Consider the following 17,547-nt stretch of genomic DNA (forward strand, 5'->3'; position numbering starts at 1 on the left):
CGATGACTGACTCCGGCCGTGCCTGGGCGCCCAGGAAGCCGAAATCCCTCGTGCGCATCTGGTCGCGCTACATCGTCCAGTGGCTGTGGGGACCGCCGCTCTGGTTGCTCGTGCGCCTTCCGATCATCCTCCTCACGGTGCTCGAGGTGGACGTACAGGGCACTGGCTCGAGCGGATCCTTCGGACGGCCCCGTTGGCGTCGGCGCATGTGGATCGATCGGGAGCGGCTGCGCCTGGACCGGGCCACCGATCCGCGGCAGCAGGAGGAGGAACTGCGCCGGCTCCTCACTGACCACCTGCCGCCCTGCCTGGCCCAGCCGGGGACGGGGCGCATAACACCTCCGCGCTCCGGCAGTACCTACCGCTTCGCCAGGGACGGCGGCGACCGCCCCGTGGTGAGGACGGCGGACGGTGGCCTCGACCTCTCATGCGGCGGTGGCCTGTACCACCTCACCATCGAGGACTCCCACTACCGGGTCATCGGCGCGGGACGCGCCCTGGAGATAGCCCGCGCCGAGTTCGGATGGGTCCCGGCGGACGGGGTGGAGAAGAACCTGCCGCAGCAACTACAGCTGCGTTGCCCATAAGGAACGATCCGGCCACCACCTCACCGGCGCACATTCTTCCGGTCCCCATTCCCCGCCCCGCACCGGGCGCCCTCCCGGCTTTCGGAGAATGTCGGATATCCGTCTGGTGAGGCGGAAACTCCGGCGAGTATCGTACGGCGCGCGCTGCTCGCGATCGCGGTCGGTGAGGTCGGCGGTGGGGGCGAGTGCACCGTGATTGAGCTGCAGAGAAGCCGCGTGCGAAACTCTCCCACCCGAGAATTAGGGAACACGCGTTCGCTTTTTCCGGCCTGCGGTGCCGGTGGCGCGACTCCGCAATCCCCAGACGCCTCTCAGCGGTCCACAGCAACAGCGGTGGACCGCTTTTCTGCTTTTCCGTGAGGTTCCCCGACCGAGACGTGCGGGGCAGGCGTGAAACGAGAAACGGATGCTTCGTTCCATGACGAGAGAAACATGGAGTGTGATGCGATGAACCGGGTCGGCAGAGACCCGCGCCGTTCGGAGACGGGGCTCGTGGAGCCACTGGCGCGCATCGGGTTGGCTGTTCTCCTGCTGGCCGGCGGCGCCGTGGCGGCGTCGGCCGGACCGGCAGGCGCCGCGTCCGCCGACGGGACGCTGACGGTCGAGGTGCTGCGTGACTTCTTCGGCACCGGCGTGATCAACGCGACGATGGACGTGCCGCAGCGCGGCATGCAGGTGGAGATATCCGACCCGACGGGGCACACGGTCACCGGCGTCACGGACGCCACCGGGAAGGCGGTGGTCTCGCAGTCGGCCGTGCTGAGCGGCGGCCGGTACCGCGTCGACGTCACCGTCCCGGCGCCGTACCGGGACTACCTCCGGGCAGCGCCGGCCTCGACGGCCGAGAACCACTTCGACAGCTTCACCTCGTTCGTGGACGTGTCCGGAGGCAAGGACGCCACGGTGGTGACGGGCGTGTGGGACCCGGCCGACTACACGCTGCCGGACACGCGGTACTTCGTCCCCGTCCAGAGCGGCGCCGGCGGGAACGACGACCGGGCCCTGGTGGCGTTCGGTACGAAGGACCGGGGCACCTGTCCCACCGACGTGGCGTGCCCGGCCACGCTGGCCACCAAGGACCAGGTGGGGACGACCTTCGGGCTGGCGTACGACACCTCGCGGAGCAGGCTGTTCCAGAGCGCGTTCGCCCGCCGGTACGCCCCGTACGGGCCAGGGGGCGGCGGCGCGATCTACACCGTCCCGGTCGGCGGCCAGGGCACGCCGCAGCTGTTCGCACAGGTGCCGGGCGCCACGGTGACACCGCACGCCACCGCCGACCTGAACAAGGACGCCGGATTCACCGACGCACCGGGCAAGGAGAGCATCGGCGGCCTGGCCCTGTCGGAGGACGGGTCCACCCTGTACGCGGTGAACCTGCGCACCCGCGCACTGGTGAGCTTCGACGCGACCGGTGCCACCGCTGCGGCGCCGGAGTCGACGGTCCCGATCCCGGACCCGGGGTGCGCGAGCCCCGGGGACTGGCGGCCGTCCGGTCTCCAGGTCCACAACGACACGCTGTACGTCGGCGGCGTGTGCAGCGCGGAGAGCACCCAACAGCGCGGTGACCTCAAGGTCTTCGTCTCCGCCTACGACGGCAAACGGTTCACCACGGTGCTCAGCCACCCGCTCACCTACGAACGCGGCAGCGTCTACGGCTCGGGTGACAAGGCCACCCACTGGAACCCGTGGAACACCGGCCTGGCCACCTGGGACGACCGGAAGTCGGGCTCCGTTTTCATCGATCCGCAGCCGGAGCTGGCCTCCCTCGCCTTCACCCGCGACGGATCGATGGTCCTGGGCTTCCGCGACCGCTTCATGGACGTGCTCAGCTGGGGCGGACTCGACCCCCGCCCGGGCAACGACGCGGCCGAGAACGGCATGTCCGGTGGTGACATCACCATGGTCTGCGCCACCCCCACCGGTGAGTACCAGTGGGAGGGCACCGGGAGTTGCCCCAACCACGCCACCCCCGCCGACAGCGGCGGCCAGGCCGCCGGTGTCGTCGAGTACTTCCCCGGCGACTCCTTCGCCAACGCGCACCAGGAGACCGCGCTGGGCTCGGTGGCCTACATCCCGCAGCAGCAGTGGGTCGTCAGCACGGAGTTCGACCCGGTCGTCAACGTCGCGACCTCGGGGACCGGGTACCACGACGTCACCACCGGCCAGGGCCCGGGCAACGACCCGACCGGCAACGGGTTCCAGTTCGTCAGCGCGCAGCAAGGCGGGTTCGGCAAGGCCGGCGGACTCGGCGACATCGCCTACGCGGCGGCGAACGCACCGGTCCAGATCGGCAACCTCGTCTGGTTCGACGGTGACCACAACGGGGCCCAGGACCCGGCGGAGGTGCTGCTGCCGGGAGCGACGGTCAACCTGCTGGACGCGGACGGCAAGCAGGTTGCCACGACCCGGACCGATGCCGCAGGCGAGTACTACTTCGGCGGTGTCGGCGCCGAGTACCAGCTCACGCCGGGAGCGAAGTACACGGTGCAGTTCGACGTGTGCACCGCGGACACCGGCCAGGTGCCGAGCCGGCCCACAGCCGACGAACTGCGCTTCACGCTTCCGCGGGCCGGTACCGACCGGGTGCACGACTCCGACGTGACCCCGCCGACCAGCGGGCGGCTGTGCAACGGGTACGCGCCGGTCACGGCCCCGGCCAGGGCCGGCGGCGTCGACCACACCATCGATGCCGGGGTCTACGTCCCGAAGGCATCCCCGACACCCACACCGACACCCACGCCGACCCCCGCCCCGACCTCACCACCGGCCGCCACGCCCCCGTCGCCCGCGCCGGGCGGACCGGCCCCGGCCGGGGGGAGCGGAGGCGCGCTGGCGGCCACCGGTGTCGCCAGACTGCCGGAGATGCTCGGCCTCGTCGGCCTGCTCGTGGGTGGTGGCCTGGTCGTCGTGGTGACGGGCCGCAGGCGTCGCGCACGGGCACACTGAGCGCCCCGCACCACCAGTGGCCTGCCCGCCGGCTGTCCGGGCGGCGGGCGGACCACGACCGGGGCCGGCCACGGGGGCCGGCCCCGGCGTCGTCGTCCGCCCCGGTACCACCGAGCGCCACCGCGACCGCGCGGTGACCGATCAGCGTGGTGAGGGAGAGGGAGAACCGGAAAAGTGTCACGGTCGAACGGTGTGCGAAACCGGCAGGACCCGAAGAACCGCGCGGCCGGCCGGCGCCGGTGGCTGCGCCCCCGCCGGGTGGTCGCCGCCCTCGGCACGGCGGTGGCCGTCGCGGTGGCCGCGCTTCTCATCGCCGGCAGCGGCTCCGACCCCGGCGGTCCGCGCACGCCGACCTCGGACGAAGCGGACCGCCTGGCCATCACACGGTTCCGCAACTACCAGGCGCACGGCCGCGCGGTGACGATCACGGTGCCGGGCACCGCCGGAGAACTGGTCGTCACCGCCTCCGTCGACTACCGCGACAAGCGCGGCTACGGCGTGGTGCACGGCACCGGGCGCGACACCTCCAGCGACGGGCTGATCGCGTGGACGACCACCTCGGTGTCCGTCCTCCCGATGACCGGTGCCCCGGCGCACGCGCCCGCCTCACCGCCCCGGTCGGGCTGGTACGCCCGCCCGCTCCAGTCGTCCGGCAGCTCGCTGGACAGCTCGCTGGCCATCGTGCTCAGCCTCGGCAGCGACCGGCCGGACAACGCCCAACTGCTGCCGCAGAACGGCGCCGCCTGGTGGGGACGGGACCGGGTGGACGGGCACCGGGTGGACGTCATGACCGGCCCGTCCTCCCGCGACCGCTCCGCGACGGCGGGCAACGTGCGCTACTGGATCGGCGCGGACGGCACCATGTACCGAATCAGCGTCAGCGTGGGTTCCGCCTCGCAGGAGGTGGTGGTCGACTTCGGCACCCGGAAGTACCACCCGGTCGGAGCGCTCCCCAAGCCACCCTGACGCGGTAGCCGGCGCGCACGCTCAGGGCGTCCGCACCCGCGCGCCCGCCGCGAGCAGGGAGGCCGGCGGCAGCGGGATGTCCGCCGTGTCCGGTAGGTCAGGAACAGCCGGGACGGCGGTGGCGCCCGCCGTGGTGGCGTGGGGGAACTCCGGCTGCGGCGGGACCTCTGCGACCTCGGTGAACGGGATACCGCCGGGCGCGGTCGGCATCGCCCAGCTGCCCGCCGGTGACGGCGACTTCTTGGGAACCGGGCAGGACGCGGTACTCGTGAGCCGGTCCGGCACCGTGGTGCGCACACCGACGTTGCCGCGCAGGCAGTTGCCCCGTCCGCGGGTGGCGGTGGGGAAGGTCCAGCCCACGTCCACCCCGTTGCCGGCGAAGGAGTTGTCCACGACCTGGTTGCCGTCCGGAGCCAGGTCGGCGCTCGCGGTGATCACCAGGCCGGCGTTGCTGTTGCCGGTGATGCGGTTGCGGAGGAACCGGTTGTCGCTGCCGCCGTCGACGCCGATGCCGATGCCCCACCCGCCGTCGGCCTGCTCGGGGGTCGCCTTCTGCTGGTTGGCCGCGATCAGGTTGCCCGCCACGACGGCCTGTCGCTGCGGGAGCAGCTTCTCCTGGTGGTCGGAGTCGGTGGTCAGCCCGACCCGGTTGCCGGTCAGTCGGTTGCCGACCACGTACATGTCCCCGCCGGCGTTGGTGCCTTCGTAACCGACCGCGTTGAGCTCGGCGATGTTGTCCCGCACCACGACGTGACAGGGCCTGCACTGGCCGACGTAGATGCCCGAATCGGCTCCCCCCGAGGCGTACGAGTCCTCGATGACACCGTTCTGTGCGGAGAACGCGTAGATGCCGTACAGGCCGTTGCGGGTCGCGCTCACGTGGGAGACGAGGAACGACTTCAGGAAGGTGACCGGCTCCGCGCCCGTGTCGTAGCCGCCGGAATGCCCCGGCAGACCGGCGACCGCCTTCGCCGAACCGGTGACCAGCACCCCGTTCTGCGTGTTCTCCCGCACGGTCAGGTTCTCCACGGCAACCCCCGGCGCGGTGACCACGACACCGTTCGGCTGCCGCAACCGCCCGTCGATGACGACCTTGTCCCGGGACTCGCCACGCAGAGTGACACCGGGCGTGGCGAGCCTCACCGACTCGTGGTACACGCCCCGGGCGACCAGCACCAGGTCACCGCGGTGGGCGAGCGACACCCCGGCGGAGATCGTCGGGGCGTCGGCCGGCACGCGGATCGTCACGTGTGCACCGGAGGGCCGCCGGCCGCCACCTGCCCCGTCGTCGCCCGACCCGCAGCCGGCCAGGACGCAGGTCAGCGTGGACAGCAACGCGACCACCAGGGCAAGACGGAGACCAGGCATGACCACATCCTGGCACGAAGCCAAGCCGGCACGAAGGGCGACAACTCGCCGTCATGGGGCGGGATATGGCATTCTTCGCGCTGTGAGCCGAGCCGACTCCCGCCCGTCACGCCGCGCGTTCGTCCGGGCCACCGGGGCCGTGGCGGCCACCGGCCTCGCCGCCGGGTGCGAGACGCCCGCTGCTCGGCCGGGCCGGCCCCCTTCTGCCCCGCCCGGCACGGGGGTCACGCCCACCGGCCGCCACCAGGCAGGCATCACCCTCCCGCAACCGGCCCAGTCCAACCTCCTGGCGGTGGTGGCCGACCTCGACGAGGCGGCGGCCCCCGGCCCGCTGCTCGCCGACCTCGGCAACCTCGTCCGCACGCTCACCGCGGGCGCCGACCCGCGGCTGCTGGGACTGCCGCCGGGCGATCTCACCGTCACGATCGGGGTGGGACCACGGCTGGTGCGCACGGCCGGTGCGGCCCTGCCCGGCGCGGCCGACCTCCCCGGGTACTCCCGCGAGGAGATGGCTCGCCAGGCACGCGGCGGGGACCTGCTGCTGCAGATCTGCGCCGGCGACGCCCTGCTGCTCCCCGTCGTCGCCTCCGCGCTCCTGGCGCAGGCGGGTGACCGGGTACGCGAACGCTGGCGGCAGTCCGGGCAGCGCGGCCCGGTCACCACCGTGGGCCACGGGGTCTCCGCGCCCCGGAACCTGCTCGGTTTCGTCGACGGCATCGTGGGCCCGCACACGACGGCCGAACGCCGGCGCCACCTGTGGCTGTCCGGACCGGCCCCCGTCGCGGGCGGCACGATCGCCGTGGTGCGGCGCATGGAAATCGACCTGCCGCGGTTCGCCGCGCTCTCCGTCGCCGACCAGGAGGCCGCCCTCGGCCGCCGCCGGGCCACCGCCGCGCCCCTGTCCGGCGGCACCGCGGCCTCGGACCCGGACCTCGGCGCCAAGACACCCGACGGGCGCTACCTCGTCCCGGCCGACTCCCATGTCCGCCGGGCCAACCCCCGCGCGGTCGGTGTCGGCCTCATGCTGCGCCGCTCCTACAGCATCGACCAGCCCGCCCCCGGCCTGCTCTTCATCAGCTTCCAGAACGACCTGCGCACCTTCACCCGCACCCTCGCGCACATGGAGGGTTCCGACGCGCTGCTGCGGTACACCACCACCACCGCCGGCGCGACCTTCCTCGTCCTCCCCGGGTTCGACGAGCAACTGCCGCTCGGAGCGCGGTTGTTCGCCTGAACCCGGGCAAGGGGTGGCGAGGGGCGGGAGGCGAGGGGGCCGGGCGGCCGGCGGGTGCAGGCGGGCGGACGTCCGCCGCGCCCGCCCGTGGTGGAGGATGATCACCAGGACAAAGCCCGACTGGGAGGCGCCCGCCATGATGACCGTAGACCTGCACCCGATCTTCCGGAACAACCGCGACATCGAACTGACGCTGAGGCAGACCATGTTCAAGGCAGCCCATGCGGGCGAGGAGACGATCCAGTTCATCCCGGGCAAGGGCGAGGGGAAACTCAAGCAGCGCGTGCTGGCGTTCCTCGCCCAGAAGCACATCAGGAAGCTCTACCACTCCGTCGAGGCCGACCCGGGCAACAGCGGCCGCGTCCTGGTGCACATGACCCCGCCCCGGAAGTAGGGCCCGGCCCTGGTCACCCACCACCGCCGCCGCCCCCGCGCGCGCCGCCGCCCCTCCGCGATCGTCCCGGACCTCCCGCCCGGTGGGGGCCGACCGCCGGCCACCACCGGGCCCTACGGCGACAGGAGCCACACCGCCGTGTCGGGAGGCAGGGCGTCGCCGTCGAGCGGGCCGCTGCTCAGCAAGGGAGGACCGGACCGGGGCAGTGGGGCGAGAGGCACCGCCTCGGGACCGAGGTTGACCACACAGGTCAACTCCCCGCGGCGGAAGGCGAGGACCGGGGAGCCGGGATCGGACAGCCAGGTGGGCGGGGCGGTGGGGTCGGGCGCCGGATGCCTGCGGCGCAACCGCAGGGCCGCCCGGTACAGGGCGAGCGTGGAGGCGGGGTCCTGCTGCTGCGCGGTAGCGGTGAGGCCGGCCCAGTCGGCGGGCTGCGGCAGCCAGGTGTCCTCGGGGGGCGCCGTGGTGAATCCGTAGGGAGCGCGGTCGCCGGACCAGGGCAGGGGCACGCGTGCGCCGTCGCGTCCGCGTTCGCTGTGGCCCGAGCGCTCCCACAGCGGGTCGCGGATGCGCTCGACGGGTATCTCGGCCTGAGGCAGGCCCAGTTCCTCGCCCTGGTAGAGGTAGGCCGACCCCGGCAGCGCCAGCATCAGCAGGGCGGCGGCGCGGGCGCGGGCCAGGGAGCCGAGGCGGGTGACGGGGCGGACGGCGTCGTGGCTGGAGAGCAGCCAGGTGACGGCGGCGCCCGGGACGGCGAAGGAGCCGTCGACGACGCGCCGCAGCTGAGTCGCGTCCCAGGGGGTCTCCAGAAAAGCGAAGTTGAAGGCCTGGTGCATCTCGTCGGGACGGACGTAGCGGCTGAGGCGGGCCGGGTCGAAGACGGCGGACTCGGCCACCATCACCCGCTCGTGCGGGGGGACGGCGCCGGGCGGGGCGGGATGTGTGTCGAGCAGGGTCCGCCACGCGCGGTACAGCGGGTGGAGCTCCTCCTGGTCGTAGTACGGCATCAGGTGGTTGCGCAGGGGGTCGCGGTGCTGGCCGGGTCCGGCGTCGGGCAGCCCCTCCGCCTTGAACAGGGCGTGGGCCACGTCCACGCGGAAACCGTCCACCCCCCGGTCCAGCCAGTACCGCAGCACGCCGGCGAAGGACTCCCGGACCTCGGGGTTGCGCCAGTTGAGATCGGGCTGTTCGGACGCGTGCAGGTGGCAGTACCACTCGCCGTCGGCGACCCGTGTCCAGGCCGGGCCGCCGAACGCCGACTGCCAGTTGTTGGGCGGGAGTTCACCGGCGGCCCCCCGCCCGGGGCGGAAGAGGTACCGCTCCCTCGCGGCCGAGCCGGGCGCCGCCGCCAGCGCCTCCCGGAACCAGGGGTGCTGGTCGGAGGTGTGGTTGGGGACGAGGTCCACGATCAGCTTCAGGCCCAGCTCGTGGAGGCGGGCCGTGAGCCGGTCCACGTCGGCGGTGGTGCCCAGGTCCGCGGCCACGGCTGTGTGGTCGGCGATGTCGTAGCCGCCGTCGGCCAGGGGGGAGGGGTAGAACGGCGTGCACCACACGGCGTCCGCCCCCAGGTCCCGGATGTGCTCCAGGCGCAAGGTCAGGCCGGGCAGGTCGCCGATTCCGTCGCCGTCGGAGTCGGCGAAGGCGCGGGGGTGGACCTCGTAGCAGACCATGTCCTGCCACCAGCTCATGCGGGCGCTCCCGTCAGGTCGGGGCCGGCCGGCACGGCCTGTTCGGTGCCGGTGCGGGCGGCGATCGTGGCGGCCTCGGCGACGGCGACGGCGTGCACACCGCCGACCTCGTCCGCGACGGGGCGGGTGCCCTCGTCCACGGCGCGGACGAGGTCGGCCAGGGCGGCGCGCACGCTCTGCCGGTACACATACGGTTTGCGGGCCTCGCCCCCCAGGTCGAGGACGGCGCGGACGTGGTGGGGCACCGTGCGTTCCTCACTGCGCCCGCGGGCCGGGGCGGCGGGGCCGGCGTTCCGTGCGACGTGGACGGTGATCCGCTCCTCGCCGTGCGGGCGGAAGCCGTCGACGGACAGCAGTCCGGACGCCTCCTGGGGGAGCTGCTCCCAGCGCAGCGCGTCCGCCTCGTCGGTCCACGCGGAGATCTGCGCACGGACGGGTATCCAGCCGCTGATCCTCGTCTCCGCGAACCCGTGGTCCAGACGCATCAGTTGCCGCTCGGCGCGGTGGGCGTGGGTGAATGAGTGCAGGTGGGAGGCGAGGACGCCGCCGGGGTGGACGACGTCGGCGCTGACCGTGTCGACCGGGCCGCCGGGCCGGCTGAGGGCGGTGGCCCGCACGCTGAGCGGGTCGGAGCCGAGCAGGGCGCGGGCGGCGTCGAAGAAGTGGACGCCGTGCTCGACGAAGATGCCGCCGCTGCGGGCCGGGTCCCAGAACCAGTGGCCGGGGTCGAGGTCCTCGTCGGCGGCGTCGTTCTCGAAGAGGAAGCGGCGGGCGGGCGCGAGCAGCCCCCGCCCGGTCAGCCGCTGCACCGCCCGCAGCAGCGGGTTGTAGCGCAGCACGTGGTCCACGACCAGGACGCGTCCGCCCCGGCGGGCCTCCTCGGCGACCCCCGCGGCGTCCTCGGCCGTGGTGGCGAGGGGCTTCTCGACGAAGACGTGGCGACCCGCCCGCAGCGCGGTGCGGGCCGTCGCGGCGTGGGTGGCGGGTGGCGTGGCGATCAGGACCGCGGACACGTCGTCCCGTTCCAGCAGGTCATCGAGACAGGCCAGCGCCGGGACGCCGTGCCGTGCGCCGAGTCGCCCGGCGCGCTCGCGCGAGGGGTCGGCGACGGCGGTGAGGCGGAGCCCGGGCAGGCCCGCGGCGGCGTCCAGGACGAACTCGGCGAAGGAGCCGCAGCCGAGGAGCCCGATGCCCAACGGCGGTGGTGCGCCGCTCATGCGGTGCGCTCCAGGAGGGCGACACCGATGTGGGCGTCCGCCATGCCGTAGAAGACGTACAGCTTGCCGTCGACCTCCTCGACGGCCGTGGGGAAGACGACGTTCGGCACGGTGCCCGAGAGTTCCTCCTCGGTCTCCGGCGCCATCAGCGGCTCGTGGGAGCGGGCCAGCACCCTGGAGGGGTCGGCGGGGTCGAGGATCATGGCTCCCGCCGCGTAGGAGACGTTCTGGTTCTGCGCCCACGGGTCCTCGATGGAGCCGGACACGCCGTGGTGGATCAGCAGCCAGCCCTCGGGGACGCGGATCGGGGCCGGGCCGCCGCCGATCTTCAGCGACTCCCAGGGGAACTCCGAGAGGGCCAGCAGGCGGTGGTCGCGCGGGCGGGTCAGGGCGCGGAGATCGGCCTCGGCCTCGGCGACGGGCACGTAGCTGATCCAGATGCCGGGCCGCTCGTCGGTGACGCCGGCGGGCAGGTGCACGCCCTCGCCGGGCCGGAACCAGCCCAGGTCCCACATGGGACGGTGCAGCATCGCGTAAGCCGGCTCGCCGTCCGGGCCCGGGACCGGCTCGGGGAAGTGGACGACGTCCTTGTTGGGGAAGAGGTTGAGGTCGGTGTCGAGGTCCGGCTGGTAGGCGAACTGGACCGGTCCCAGACGGGTCCAGTCGGTGAGGTTCTGAGAGACGGCGAGCGCCGGTTTGGGGCCGAGCGGGCCGTAGGCGACGTAGCTCATGACGTGCCTGCCGAGCGAGGGGACCCAGGTGATGCGGGGGTCCTCGACACCGGCGTTGTTCTTGCCGCGTTCCCAGCCCTCGTCGGGGGAGAGGACGACGCCACGGCGCTCGACGCCCGCGGGGACGCCCGCCTCGTCGAAGGTGACCTCGGCGAGGCCGACACGGGAGACGTTGCCCTCGGCCACCAGGCGGGGCAGCAGGTGCAGCCGTCCGTCCGGGGTGCGGCCGGAGGCGGGGTTGAGGACGCCCTCGGCCTCGTTCTCCTCACCGGGCAGCGCAGACATGACCACGCCCTTGCGGACGAGGCGGTAGGGGATGGCGGTGGTGCTCATGGGGATCAGCCCTTTACTCCGGAGTCGATGTCGGTGGTGGTGAAGTGGCGCTGGAACAGGAGGAACAGGACCACCGCGGGGACGGCCAGCACACAGGCGCCGGCCAGCAGGGCGCCGGCCGGGTTGGCGACCGTGCCCTGGAGGTTGGAGAGGAAGCTCGCGAGGGAGACGGCCAGCGGCTGCATGTCGGCGTCCTTGGTGACCAGGAACGGCCACAGGAACTCGTTCCACGGTCCGATGAACGTCAGGAGCAGGGCGGTCAGGACGGCGGGCCGGGCCATCGGCAGGGCGATCTTCCACAGGATGCGCAGTTCGCTCGCGCCGTCGATGCGGGCCGCCTCGAAGAGGGAGGGCGGCATCTGGCGGAAGAACTGGCGGAAGAGGAAGACGGCCGTCGAGTTGACCGCGAACGGCAGCATCATCCCGAGGTAGTTGTCGCCGAGGCCGTAGTCGCGCACGACGAGGACGTACAGCGGCAGGGTGAGGAGCTGGAAGGGGACCATCTGCACCAGGAGCAGTGCGGCGAAGACCGCTCCCCTGCCGCGGAAGCGGAGTTGGGCCAGCGCGTAGCCGGCGAGCACTCCGAAGACGAGGGTGCAGACCAGGACGCCGATCGTCATCACGCCCGAGTTGAGCAGCGAGCGGCCCAGTGAGATCGCGCCGTTGACGGCGGTGTAGTTGGCGCCGGTCAGGCCGGTGGGGACAGCCGCCGACAGGTCGCCGGCCGTCGTGGTGCGCAGCGAGCCCACGAGCATGTAGTAGAAGGGGAAGAGGAAGACGAGCGCGCCGAGGGAGAGCAGGAGGTGGCGAACGGCCTTCCCGCCGCGGCGCCGGGCCGGTGCGGAGGGGGTGGCGGTCATGTCAGTCGCCCTTCTCGGTGAGCTTGCGGGCGAGGAGCGAGACGACCATGACGAAGGCGACGAGGACGACGCCCAGCGCTGCTGCGAAGTCGGGGTGCCCCTGCTCGATGCCCTTCTGGTACATCAGCAGCGTCGGCGAGGTGGAGGCGTGGTCGGGTCCGCCGCCGCCGGTCAGCAGGTAGGGCTCGCTGAAGAGGTTGGCGCCGGTGATGACCGCGTAGATCACGACGAGCGTCGTCGCGGGACGGACGCCGGGCACGGTCACCGAGAGGAACTGCCGCACGCGGCCCGCGCCGTCCATCGCCGACGCCTCGTACAGCTCCCTGCCGACGTTCTGGAGCGCGGCGAGGTACAGCATCACGAAGAAGCCGAGCTGCTTCCAGGTGACGAAGACGGCGATCATCGGCATTGCCAGGTGCGAGTTCACCAGCCACGACGGGTCGGGGGCGTGCGACCCGAGCAGGTGGTTGACGAAGCCGTCGGAGCCGAAGAGGAACTGCCAGACGGCGACCAGGGCGACGCTCGCGGTCACGTAGGGGAGGTAGAACGCGGCGCGGAAGAAGGCGCGGCCCGGTATGCGGGCGTTGAGCGCCGTGGCCAGGACCAGGGAGACGCCCACCGTGAGCGGCACGTTGATCACGAGGAAGACCAGGATGTTCAGGAACGCCCGGCCGACCACGGGGTCGGTGAAGACGTCCCGGTAGTTCGACAGGCCCACCCAGGGGGAGTCGATGTCGGTTCCGGGGGCGGTGAAGTAGAACCGGTGGAAGGAGATCCAGACCGTGTAGACCAGGGGGACGGCGAAGACGACCAGCAGGAACAGTACGTACGGCGACACGAACAGGGCGCCGACGCGGGAGGCGCCCCGCCTCCCGCGACCGGTTCCGCGCCGGGCGGATGCGCCTTCACGTGCGGTGGCGGGCGCCGACCGAGGATTGACGCTCATGACGGGTCCCCGTACTCCTTCAGCAGGTCGGTGATCTCCGAGGCGGCGTGGCGCAGCCCCGAGCGGGTGGACTGCCGGCCGAAGACGACCGACTTCGTCCACTCGTCGCGGAAGGCCTGCCAGATGTCGACCGAGCCCGCGACATTGGGTACCTCCACGACACGCCTGGCCTGTTCGGCGAAGGCCCGGTACGTCGGGTGTGCCGCGAAATAGGCGGCGTACGTCCCGGTCAGGTCCTCGCGCATCGGCATCTGGCCGGTCGCCTTCAGGAACTTCCCGTCCTGCCCGGCGGAGGTGGCGAACTTCAGCACGTCCCAGGCCGTGGCCCGGTTCCGGCAGGAGCTGAACATCGCCGCGGACTTCTCGTCGCTGAAGGAGTACTCCTTCCCGCGGCCGTCGGCGGTCGGCACGGGCGCGACACCGATGTCGACGCTGTTCTTGTACGCGGCGACGGCCCACGGACCGACCGTGGCCATGGCGGCCTTCCCGTCGTTGAGCGCGTCGCCGGGGTAGGCCTCCTGCGGCGCCAGCTTCTCGGCGTAGAGCTTGCGCCAGAACGCCGTGACCTGCCGGCCGGCGGACGAGTCGAACGTGGGCCGGCCGTTCTCGATGAGCTGCCGGCCTCCGCTCTGCGCGGCGAACGCCGGGTAGAAGTCGTACCAGGGCTGGAAGAAGTCACTGCTGGGCGTCGGCCAGATCGCCGCCTTGGCGGCGCCGCTGCGGACGAGCCGGCGGGAGGTGTCGAGGAACTCGCGGTAGGTGGCCAGCTTCGGGTGGTCCGGGTCGAGGCCGGCCCTGGCGAACAGCTTCTTGTTGTAGAGGATCATGACGGGGTCGCTCTTCCACGGCAGTTGGTAGAACCTGCCGTCCGGCGAGCGGTACTGGTCGGTGAGGCCGCCGCCGCGCCCGGTGATGTACTTCTCCCCGTCGGGGAAGTCGCTCAGGGACACCAGGCCGTTCTGCTTCTGGAAGGTCGGCACCGCGGCGGGTGAGGTGTTGAAGACCAGGCAGGCCGTCGTTCCCGCGATGATCGAGGCGCTGATGGCCTCCTCGGACGTCTTGCCGGCCGGGATCTGCTGCGCGGTGACGTGCTGGTCGGGGTGGCGCCGGTTCCACGCGGCGACCATCGCCCTGCCCCACTGCACCTCCTGCGCGTTGTTGGAAAGCCAGACCGTGATCGGCCCGCGCGACGTGGCGGCGGCGGCCGGATCCGGAGCCGGCCGGCCGCAGGCGCTCACCGTGCCCGCGAGGGCGAGCACGAGCAGTGCGTACGCCGTTCTCCTCAGCATGATTGATCTCCGAACTGTTCACGCGTGGCCTCGTCGCCACACGGAATCCCCGGTCGGTGTCGACCCGACCGGTGCTTGTCCCCTGGCGTCACCCGCGGGGTGCGGGCCCGATCGACGCGCGGGGCACGAACTGGGCGGGCGGCAACTGCACGTGCGCAGCGGTGCCGTCGGCGATCACCGCGTCCAGGGCGCGGGCAGCGGCCTCCCCCCAGCCGCGGGCATCCGCACGTGCGGAGGCGAGCGGCGGGTAGCTGTACCGCGTCAGGGGAGCGTCGTCGTAGCCGACCAGTGACACCTGCTCCGGTACCCGGACACCCAGCTCCTGGGCCACGGAGAGCCCGGCCATCGCGGCGAGGTCGTTGCCGTAGACGATCGCGGTCGGCGGCTCGGCCCTGCCCGACAGCAGTTCCCGGGTGGCCTGCGCGCCGCCCTCGGGGGTGAACCCGCCGGGCAGTACCGGGCCTTCGGGCAGCCCGAGGGCGCGCAGGGTGGTCTCCCAGGCCCGGCGGCGGCGCCGGGCGTGGAGCAGGTCCTGGGGCCCCTCCACGTGGGCGATGTGCCGGTGCCCCAGTTCCGCCAGGCGCCGGACGGCGGCCGCGTAGGCCGGTTCGTCGTCCAGGCTCACCGCGGTCAGGCCGCCGCCCCACTCGGGCTGGCCCACCACGACGGCCGGCAGGCCGACCTCCCGGACCAGCGGAGGCCGCGGGTCGTCGCGACGCAGGTCGGTCAGCAGGACGCCGTCCACCTGCTGCTCCGCGGCGAGCCGCCGGTAGACGTCCTGCTCCCGCTCCGGGGTGGTCACGTGGACCATGAGGCCGTCGCCGCGCCGGCCGAGGACGGCCTCCACCCCGGCGATGAAGGCGGGGAAAAAGGGGTCGGCGCCGATCTGCTCCGGGTCGCGGGCCAGGACGAGGCCGTAGGCGCCGGCCTTGCCCAGGGAGAGCGCACGGGCCTGGCGACTGGGTGTCCACCCCAGCCCCTCGGCGGCGGCGAGGACCCGGGCCTTCGTCCCCTCGGCGACCCCCGGGCGGCCGTTGAGGACGAAGGAGACGGTGGCGCGCGAGACACCCGCACGACGTGCGACATCCGCGATGGTGGGCTTGCGTCCCATGGCGCCTGAACTCCCTGTCGGCGGGCCGCGGACGGCCCGCTGTCAAACCGGTTTGAACGACTGGACGGGGTCAGCCAAACCGGTTTGAGCCGGTGGCGTCAAGGCTTCAGGCGGTGTGATCTGCGTCGCTCGCCGGGCGGTGAGGAGCGGCGGCGGCGCGCCGGGGCCGGCGTGGGCGGGCGGGGCGGCGCCGGGTTGCGGACGCCGCCGGGCCCACCGAGGCGGCGTGCAGACCGGAACCGCGTGGCTGAAGAACGGCGCAAGGTGTGCGTTAGCGCAAGGGGCGAGCATCCTCGGTGACCGACTGTCATGTCGCGGAAGGAGTGAGGCGATGAGCACCCGCCGGCCCAACGTCCTGCTGAGGGGCGGTCCCGCCGCCCTGACCGAGACGGACCGACTGCGGCACGTGGAGAACCGTGACGAACGTGTCAGGGTTCGGCACGGCAGCGGGTTCGAGCACTTCGAGGCCACGGAGGAGACCGTCATGACCGACCAGGGCCACCTCCAGGTCTTCGAGTGGAGCTACCGGACCCGTATCGCCGAGTAGGACCGCCCCGCCCGGGGAGCACGTCGCTCCGCAGACCGGCCCCACCACCGGCCGTACGGGCGGCGGCAGGTGGCGGCACACAGCCCGCCACCTGCTGCGACGTCTGCCGGAGCGCGGAGGGGCGGGAGGCCGCCGGGCCACCCGGGTAGGTACTTTCCCTTATTGCCCGCCTCCCGGCCCCCTGCGATCGTTCTGCGCGTGCCGGTGCGAACCACCGTGCACGCAGCGGGAAGTGACAAGGGGGGCGCATGCGGTACGAGATCCTGGGATCGCTGAGGGTGGTACACGACGGAGAGGTGCGGAACCTCAGCGCGAGAAAGAAGGAGACGCTCCTGGCGGCCCTGCTCATCCGGGCCGGGCAGGTCGTCTCCAAGGACCAGCTCGTCGACGAGCTGTGGGGGGAGACCCCGCCCCGCAGCGCGTCGGCGGCACTGCACGTCTACGTCTCACAGCTCCGCAACTTCCTGCGGGGGCACGGGGCGTCACCGTCGCCCATCGTCACCCGCGCGCCGGGGTACATGATGGAGGTCGCCGAGGGGCAGACGGACTTCGCCACCTTCCGCCGGCACCTGGCGCGGGGCAGACAGGAGGCGAGTGCCGGCGCCTGCGAGAGGGCCGTGGCGTCCTTCGAGGCGGCGCTCGGGCAGTGGCGCGGACCCGCCCTGGAAGGGCTGGGGAAGGGACGCATCGTCAGCGGTTTCGTCACCTGGGCCGAGGAACTGCGGTTGGAGTGCCTGGAGCGGTGGGTGGCCTCGACCCTGGTCCTGGGACGCGACCAGGAACTCATCGGCACGCTGCACTCCCTCGTGTGCGAGTACCCGCTGCACGAGGAGTTCTACCTGAGCCTGATGACGGCCCTCAACAACGTCGGACGGCGTGCGGACGCCCTGCGGACCTACCGCCGGGCCCGCGACGTCCTCCACACCGACCTGGGCATCGATCCCTGCCGGCGGCTGCGGGACCTGCACCAGACCATTCTCCGCGCCGAGGAACTCCCGCGCGGACAGGGCGTCCTGGCCCGCTGAGGGCCGACCGCGCGGCTTTGGTGCGGAGTGCGCCGGTGGCCGGACGCCGGTGGTGGCGGACAGGGCGCAGACCCTCGCCTGCCGCTACCGCCCACCCGTGCCGAGGCGGCGAGGGACCGCAGCCTCCCTGGTGCCTCCCCACTGCCCGACGCCCCGGCGCGCCCCGCCCTCCCGAGCCCTGCGCCGGCGCGGGGAGCAAGGCAGGGCAAGGACTCCTCAGGGGTCCTTGCCATATGCCCGCCCGGGCCGCGTGGTCTGGCACCGCACCTCGCGGCGTTGCCGAAAAGCCCTGGTAGCTCCGCTAC

15 protein-coding genes are annotated in these 17,547 nt (G+C 72.7%); 7 read left to right on the forward strand and 8 right to left on the reverse strand.

The features are described 5' to 3' along the window. The first annotated feature begins 2 nt into the window (after positions 1-2). The 3 genes from ACFV3R_RS22145 to ACFV3R_RS22155 all read left to right on the forward strand — a co-directional run bounded on the left by ACFV3R_RS22145 (position 3) and on the right by ACFV3R_RS22155 (position 4,499). Entirely contained in the window at positions 3-587 is a 585-nt protein-coding gene (locus ACFV3R_RS22145; protein WP_385585655.1) for a hypothetical protein, read from the forward strand. A gap of 546 nt (positions 588-1,133) precedes the next feature. Then, complete coding sequence (locus ACFV3R_RS22150) at positions 1,134-3,533, forward strand: SdrD B-like domain-containing protein (protein ID WP_385585714.1); 2,400 nt, start codon at positions 1,134-1,136, stop codon at positions 3,531-3,533. 294 nt (positions 3,534-3,827) lie between these two features. Next, complete coding sequence (locus ACFV3R_RS22155) at positions 3,828-4,499, forward strand: hypothetical protein (protein WP_385585717.1); 672 nt, start codon at positions 3,828-3,830, stop codon at positions 4,497-4,499. Positions 4,500-4,520: 21 nt separating this feature from the next. Here ACFV3R_RS22155 and ACFV3R_RS22160 read toward each other — a convergent pair whose 3' ends face one another. After that, positions 4,521-5,735, reverse strand: coding sequence for a right-handed parallel beta-helix repeat-containing protein (locus tag ACFV3R_RS22160; protein WP_385585720.1), 1,215 nt, complete (start codon positions 5,733-5,735; stop codon positions 4,521-4,523). A 214-nt stretch (positions 5,736-5,949) separates the two neighbouring features. Between ACFV3R_RS22160 and ACFV3R_RS22165 the strand changes: the two genes are divergently transcribed. Both ACFV3R_RS22165 and ACFV3R_RS22170 read left to right on the forward strand, forming a co-directional pair. Beyond that, a complete protein-coding gene (locus ACFV3R_RS22165) occupies positions 5,950-7,101 on the forward strand; it encodes a Dyp-type peroxidase (protein ID WP_385585658.1) in 1,152 nt (383 codons plus the stop codon). A 97-nt stretch (positions 7,102-7,198) separates the two neighbouring features. Next, positions 7,199-7,495, forward strand: coding sequence for a Smr/MutS family protein (locus ACFV3R_RS22170; RefSeq protein ID WP_385585660.1), 297 nt, complete (start codon positions 7,199-7,201; stop codon positions 7,493-7,495). A gap of 113 nt (positions 7,496-7,608) precedes the next feature. Here the strand turns inward: ACFV3R_RS22170 and ACFV3R_RS22175 are convergent, their stop codons facing one another. The 7 genes from ACFV3R_RS22175 to ACFV3R_RS22205 form a co-directional block, all read right to left on the reverse strand. Further along, positions 7,609-9,183 carry an alpha-amylase family glycosyl hydrolase gene (locus ACFV3R_RS22175; RefSeq protein ID WP_385585663.1) on the reverse strand — a complete coding sequence of 525 codons (1,575 nt, stop codon included), beginning with the start codon at positions 9,181-9,183 and terminating at the stop codon, positions 7,609-7,611. Beyond that, on the reverse strand, positions 9,180-10,400 hold the full coding sequence (locus tag ACFV3R_RS22180) for a Gfo/Idh/MocA family protein (RefSeq protein ID WP_385585666.1): 1,221 nt from the start codon (positions 10,398-10,400) through the stop codon (positions 9,180-9,182). The genes ACFV3R_RS22175 and ACFV3R_RS22180 overlap by 4 nt, the downstream gene beginning before the upstream one ends. Continuing rightward, on the reverse strand, positions 10,397-11,464 hold the full coding sequence (locus ACFV3R_RS22185; protein ID WP_385585668.1) for a glycosidase: 1,068 nt from the start codon (positions 11,462-11,464) through the stop codon (positions 10,397-10,399). Before ACFV3R_RS22185 ends, ACFV3R_RS22180 begins: the two co-directional genes overlap by 4 nt. 5 nt (positions 11,465-11,469) lie before the next feature. After that, positions 11,470-12,324 (reverse strand): carbohydrate ABC transporter permease, encoded by an 855-nt coding sequence (locus ACFV3R_RS22190; RefSeq protein ID WP_385585671.1) that lies wholly within the window; start codon positions 12,322-12,324, stop codon positions 11,470-11,472. 1 nt (position 12,325) lies between these two features. Further along, complete coding sequence (locus ACFV3R_RS22195; RefSeq protein ID WP_385585674.1) at positions 12,326-13,270, reverse strand: carbohydrate ABC transporter permease; 945 nt, start codon at positions 13,268-13,270, stop codon at positions 12,326-12,328. Continuing rightward, entirely contained in the window at positions 13,267-14,559 is a 1,293-nt protein-coding gene (locus tag ACFV3R_RS22200) for an extracellular solute-binding protein (protein ID WP_385585677.1), read from the reverse strand. The genes ACFV3R_RS22195 and ACFV3R_RS22200 overlap by 4 nt, the downstream gene beginning before the upstream one ends. A gap of 88 nt (positions 14,560-14,647) precedes the next feature. After that, on the reverse strand, positions 14,648-15,670 hold the full coding sequence (locus tag ACFV3R_RS22205; protein ID WP_385585680.1) for a LacI family DNA-binding transcriptional regulator: 1,023 nt from the start codon (positions 15,668-15,670) through the stop codon (positions 14,648-14,650). Between the two features lie 331 nt (positions 15,671-16,001). Here ACFV3R_RS22205 and ACFV3R_RS22210 point away from each other — a divergent pair, with 331 nt between their 5' ends. Continuing rightward, the gene (locus ACFV3R_RS22210) at positions 16,002-16,217 is read left to right on the forward strand and encodes a DUF5988 family protein (protein WP_385585684.1); all 216 of its coding nucleotides are present in this window, start codon (positions 16,002-16,004) and stop codon (positions 16,215-16,217) included. A 248-nt stretch (positions 16,218-16,465) separates the two neighbouring features. Next, positions 16,466-17,242: a BTAD domain-containing putative transcriptional regulator gene (locus ACFV3R_RS22215; protein ID WP_385585688.1), complete on the forward strand. Its 777-nt coding sequence runs from the start codon at positions 16,466-16,468 to the stop codon at positions 17,240-17,242. The last annotated feature ends 305 nt before the right edge of the window (positions 17,243-17,547 follow it).

Source organism: Streptomyces sp. NPDC059740 (assembly GCF_042733155.1).
In the GTDB taxonomy this organism is placed as follows: domain Bacteria; phylum Actinomycetota; class Actinomycetes; order Streptomycetales; family Streptomycetaceae; genus Streptomyces.

Excerpts from the sequence above, each read along its gene's own strand:
- ACFV3R_RS22200 (WP_385585677.1), bottom strand. The coding sequence starts at position 14,559 with ATGCTGAGGAGAACGGCGTACGCACTGCTCGTGCTCGCCCTCGCGGGC.
- ACFV3R_RS22195 (WP_385585674.1), bottom strand. The coding sequence starts at position 13,270 with ATGAGCGTCAATCCTCGGTCGGCGCCCGCCACCGCACGTGAAGGCGCA.
- ACFV3R_RS22175 (WP_385585663.1), bottom strand. The coding sequence starts at position 9,183 with ATGAGCTGGTGGCAGGACATGGTCTGCTACGAGGTCCACCCCCGCGCC.
- ACFV3R_RS22145 (WP_385585655.1), top strand. The coding sequence starts at position 3 with ATGACTGACTCCGGCCGTGCCTGGGCGCCCAGGAAGCCGAAATCCCTC.
- ACFV3R_RS22185 (WP_385585668.1), bottom strand. The coding sequence starts at position 11,464 with ATGAGCACCACCGCCATCCCCTACCGCCTCGTCCGCAAGGGCGTGGTC.
- ACFV3R_RS22170 (WP_385585660.1), top strand. The coding sequence starts at position 7,199 with ATGATCACCAGGACAAAGCCCGACTGGGAGGCGCCCGCCATGATGACC.
- ACFV3R_RS22190 (WP_385585671.1), bottom strand. The coding sequence starts at position 12,324 with ATGACCGCCACCCCCTCCGCACCGGCCCGGCGCCGCGGCGGGAAGGCC.
- ACFV3R_RS22210 (WP_385585684.1), top strand. The coding sequence starts at position 16,002 with ATGAGCACCCGCCGGCCCAACGTCCTGCTGAGGGGCGGTCCCGCCGCC.
- ACFV3R_RS22180 (WP_385585666.1), bottom strand. The coding sequence starts at position 10,400 with ATGAGCGGCGCACCACCGCCGTTGGGCATCGGGCTCCTCGGCTGCGGC.
- ACFV3R_RS22205 (WP_385585680.1), bottom strand. The coding sequence starts at position 15,670 with ATGGGACGCAAGCCCACCATCGCGGATGTCGCACGTCGTGCGGGTGTC.
- ACFV3R_RS22215 (WP_385585688.1), top strand. The coding sequence starts at position 16,466 with ATGCGGTACGAGATCCTGGGATCGCTGAGGGTGGTACACGACGGAGAG.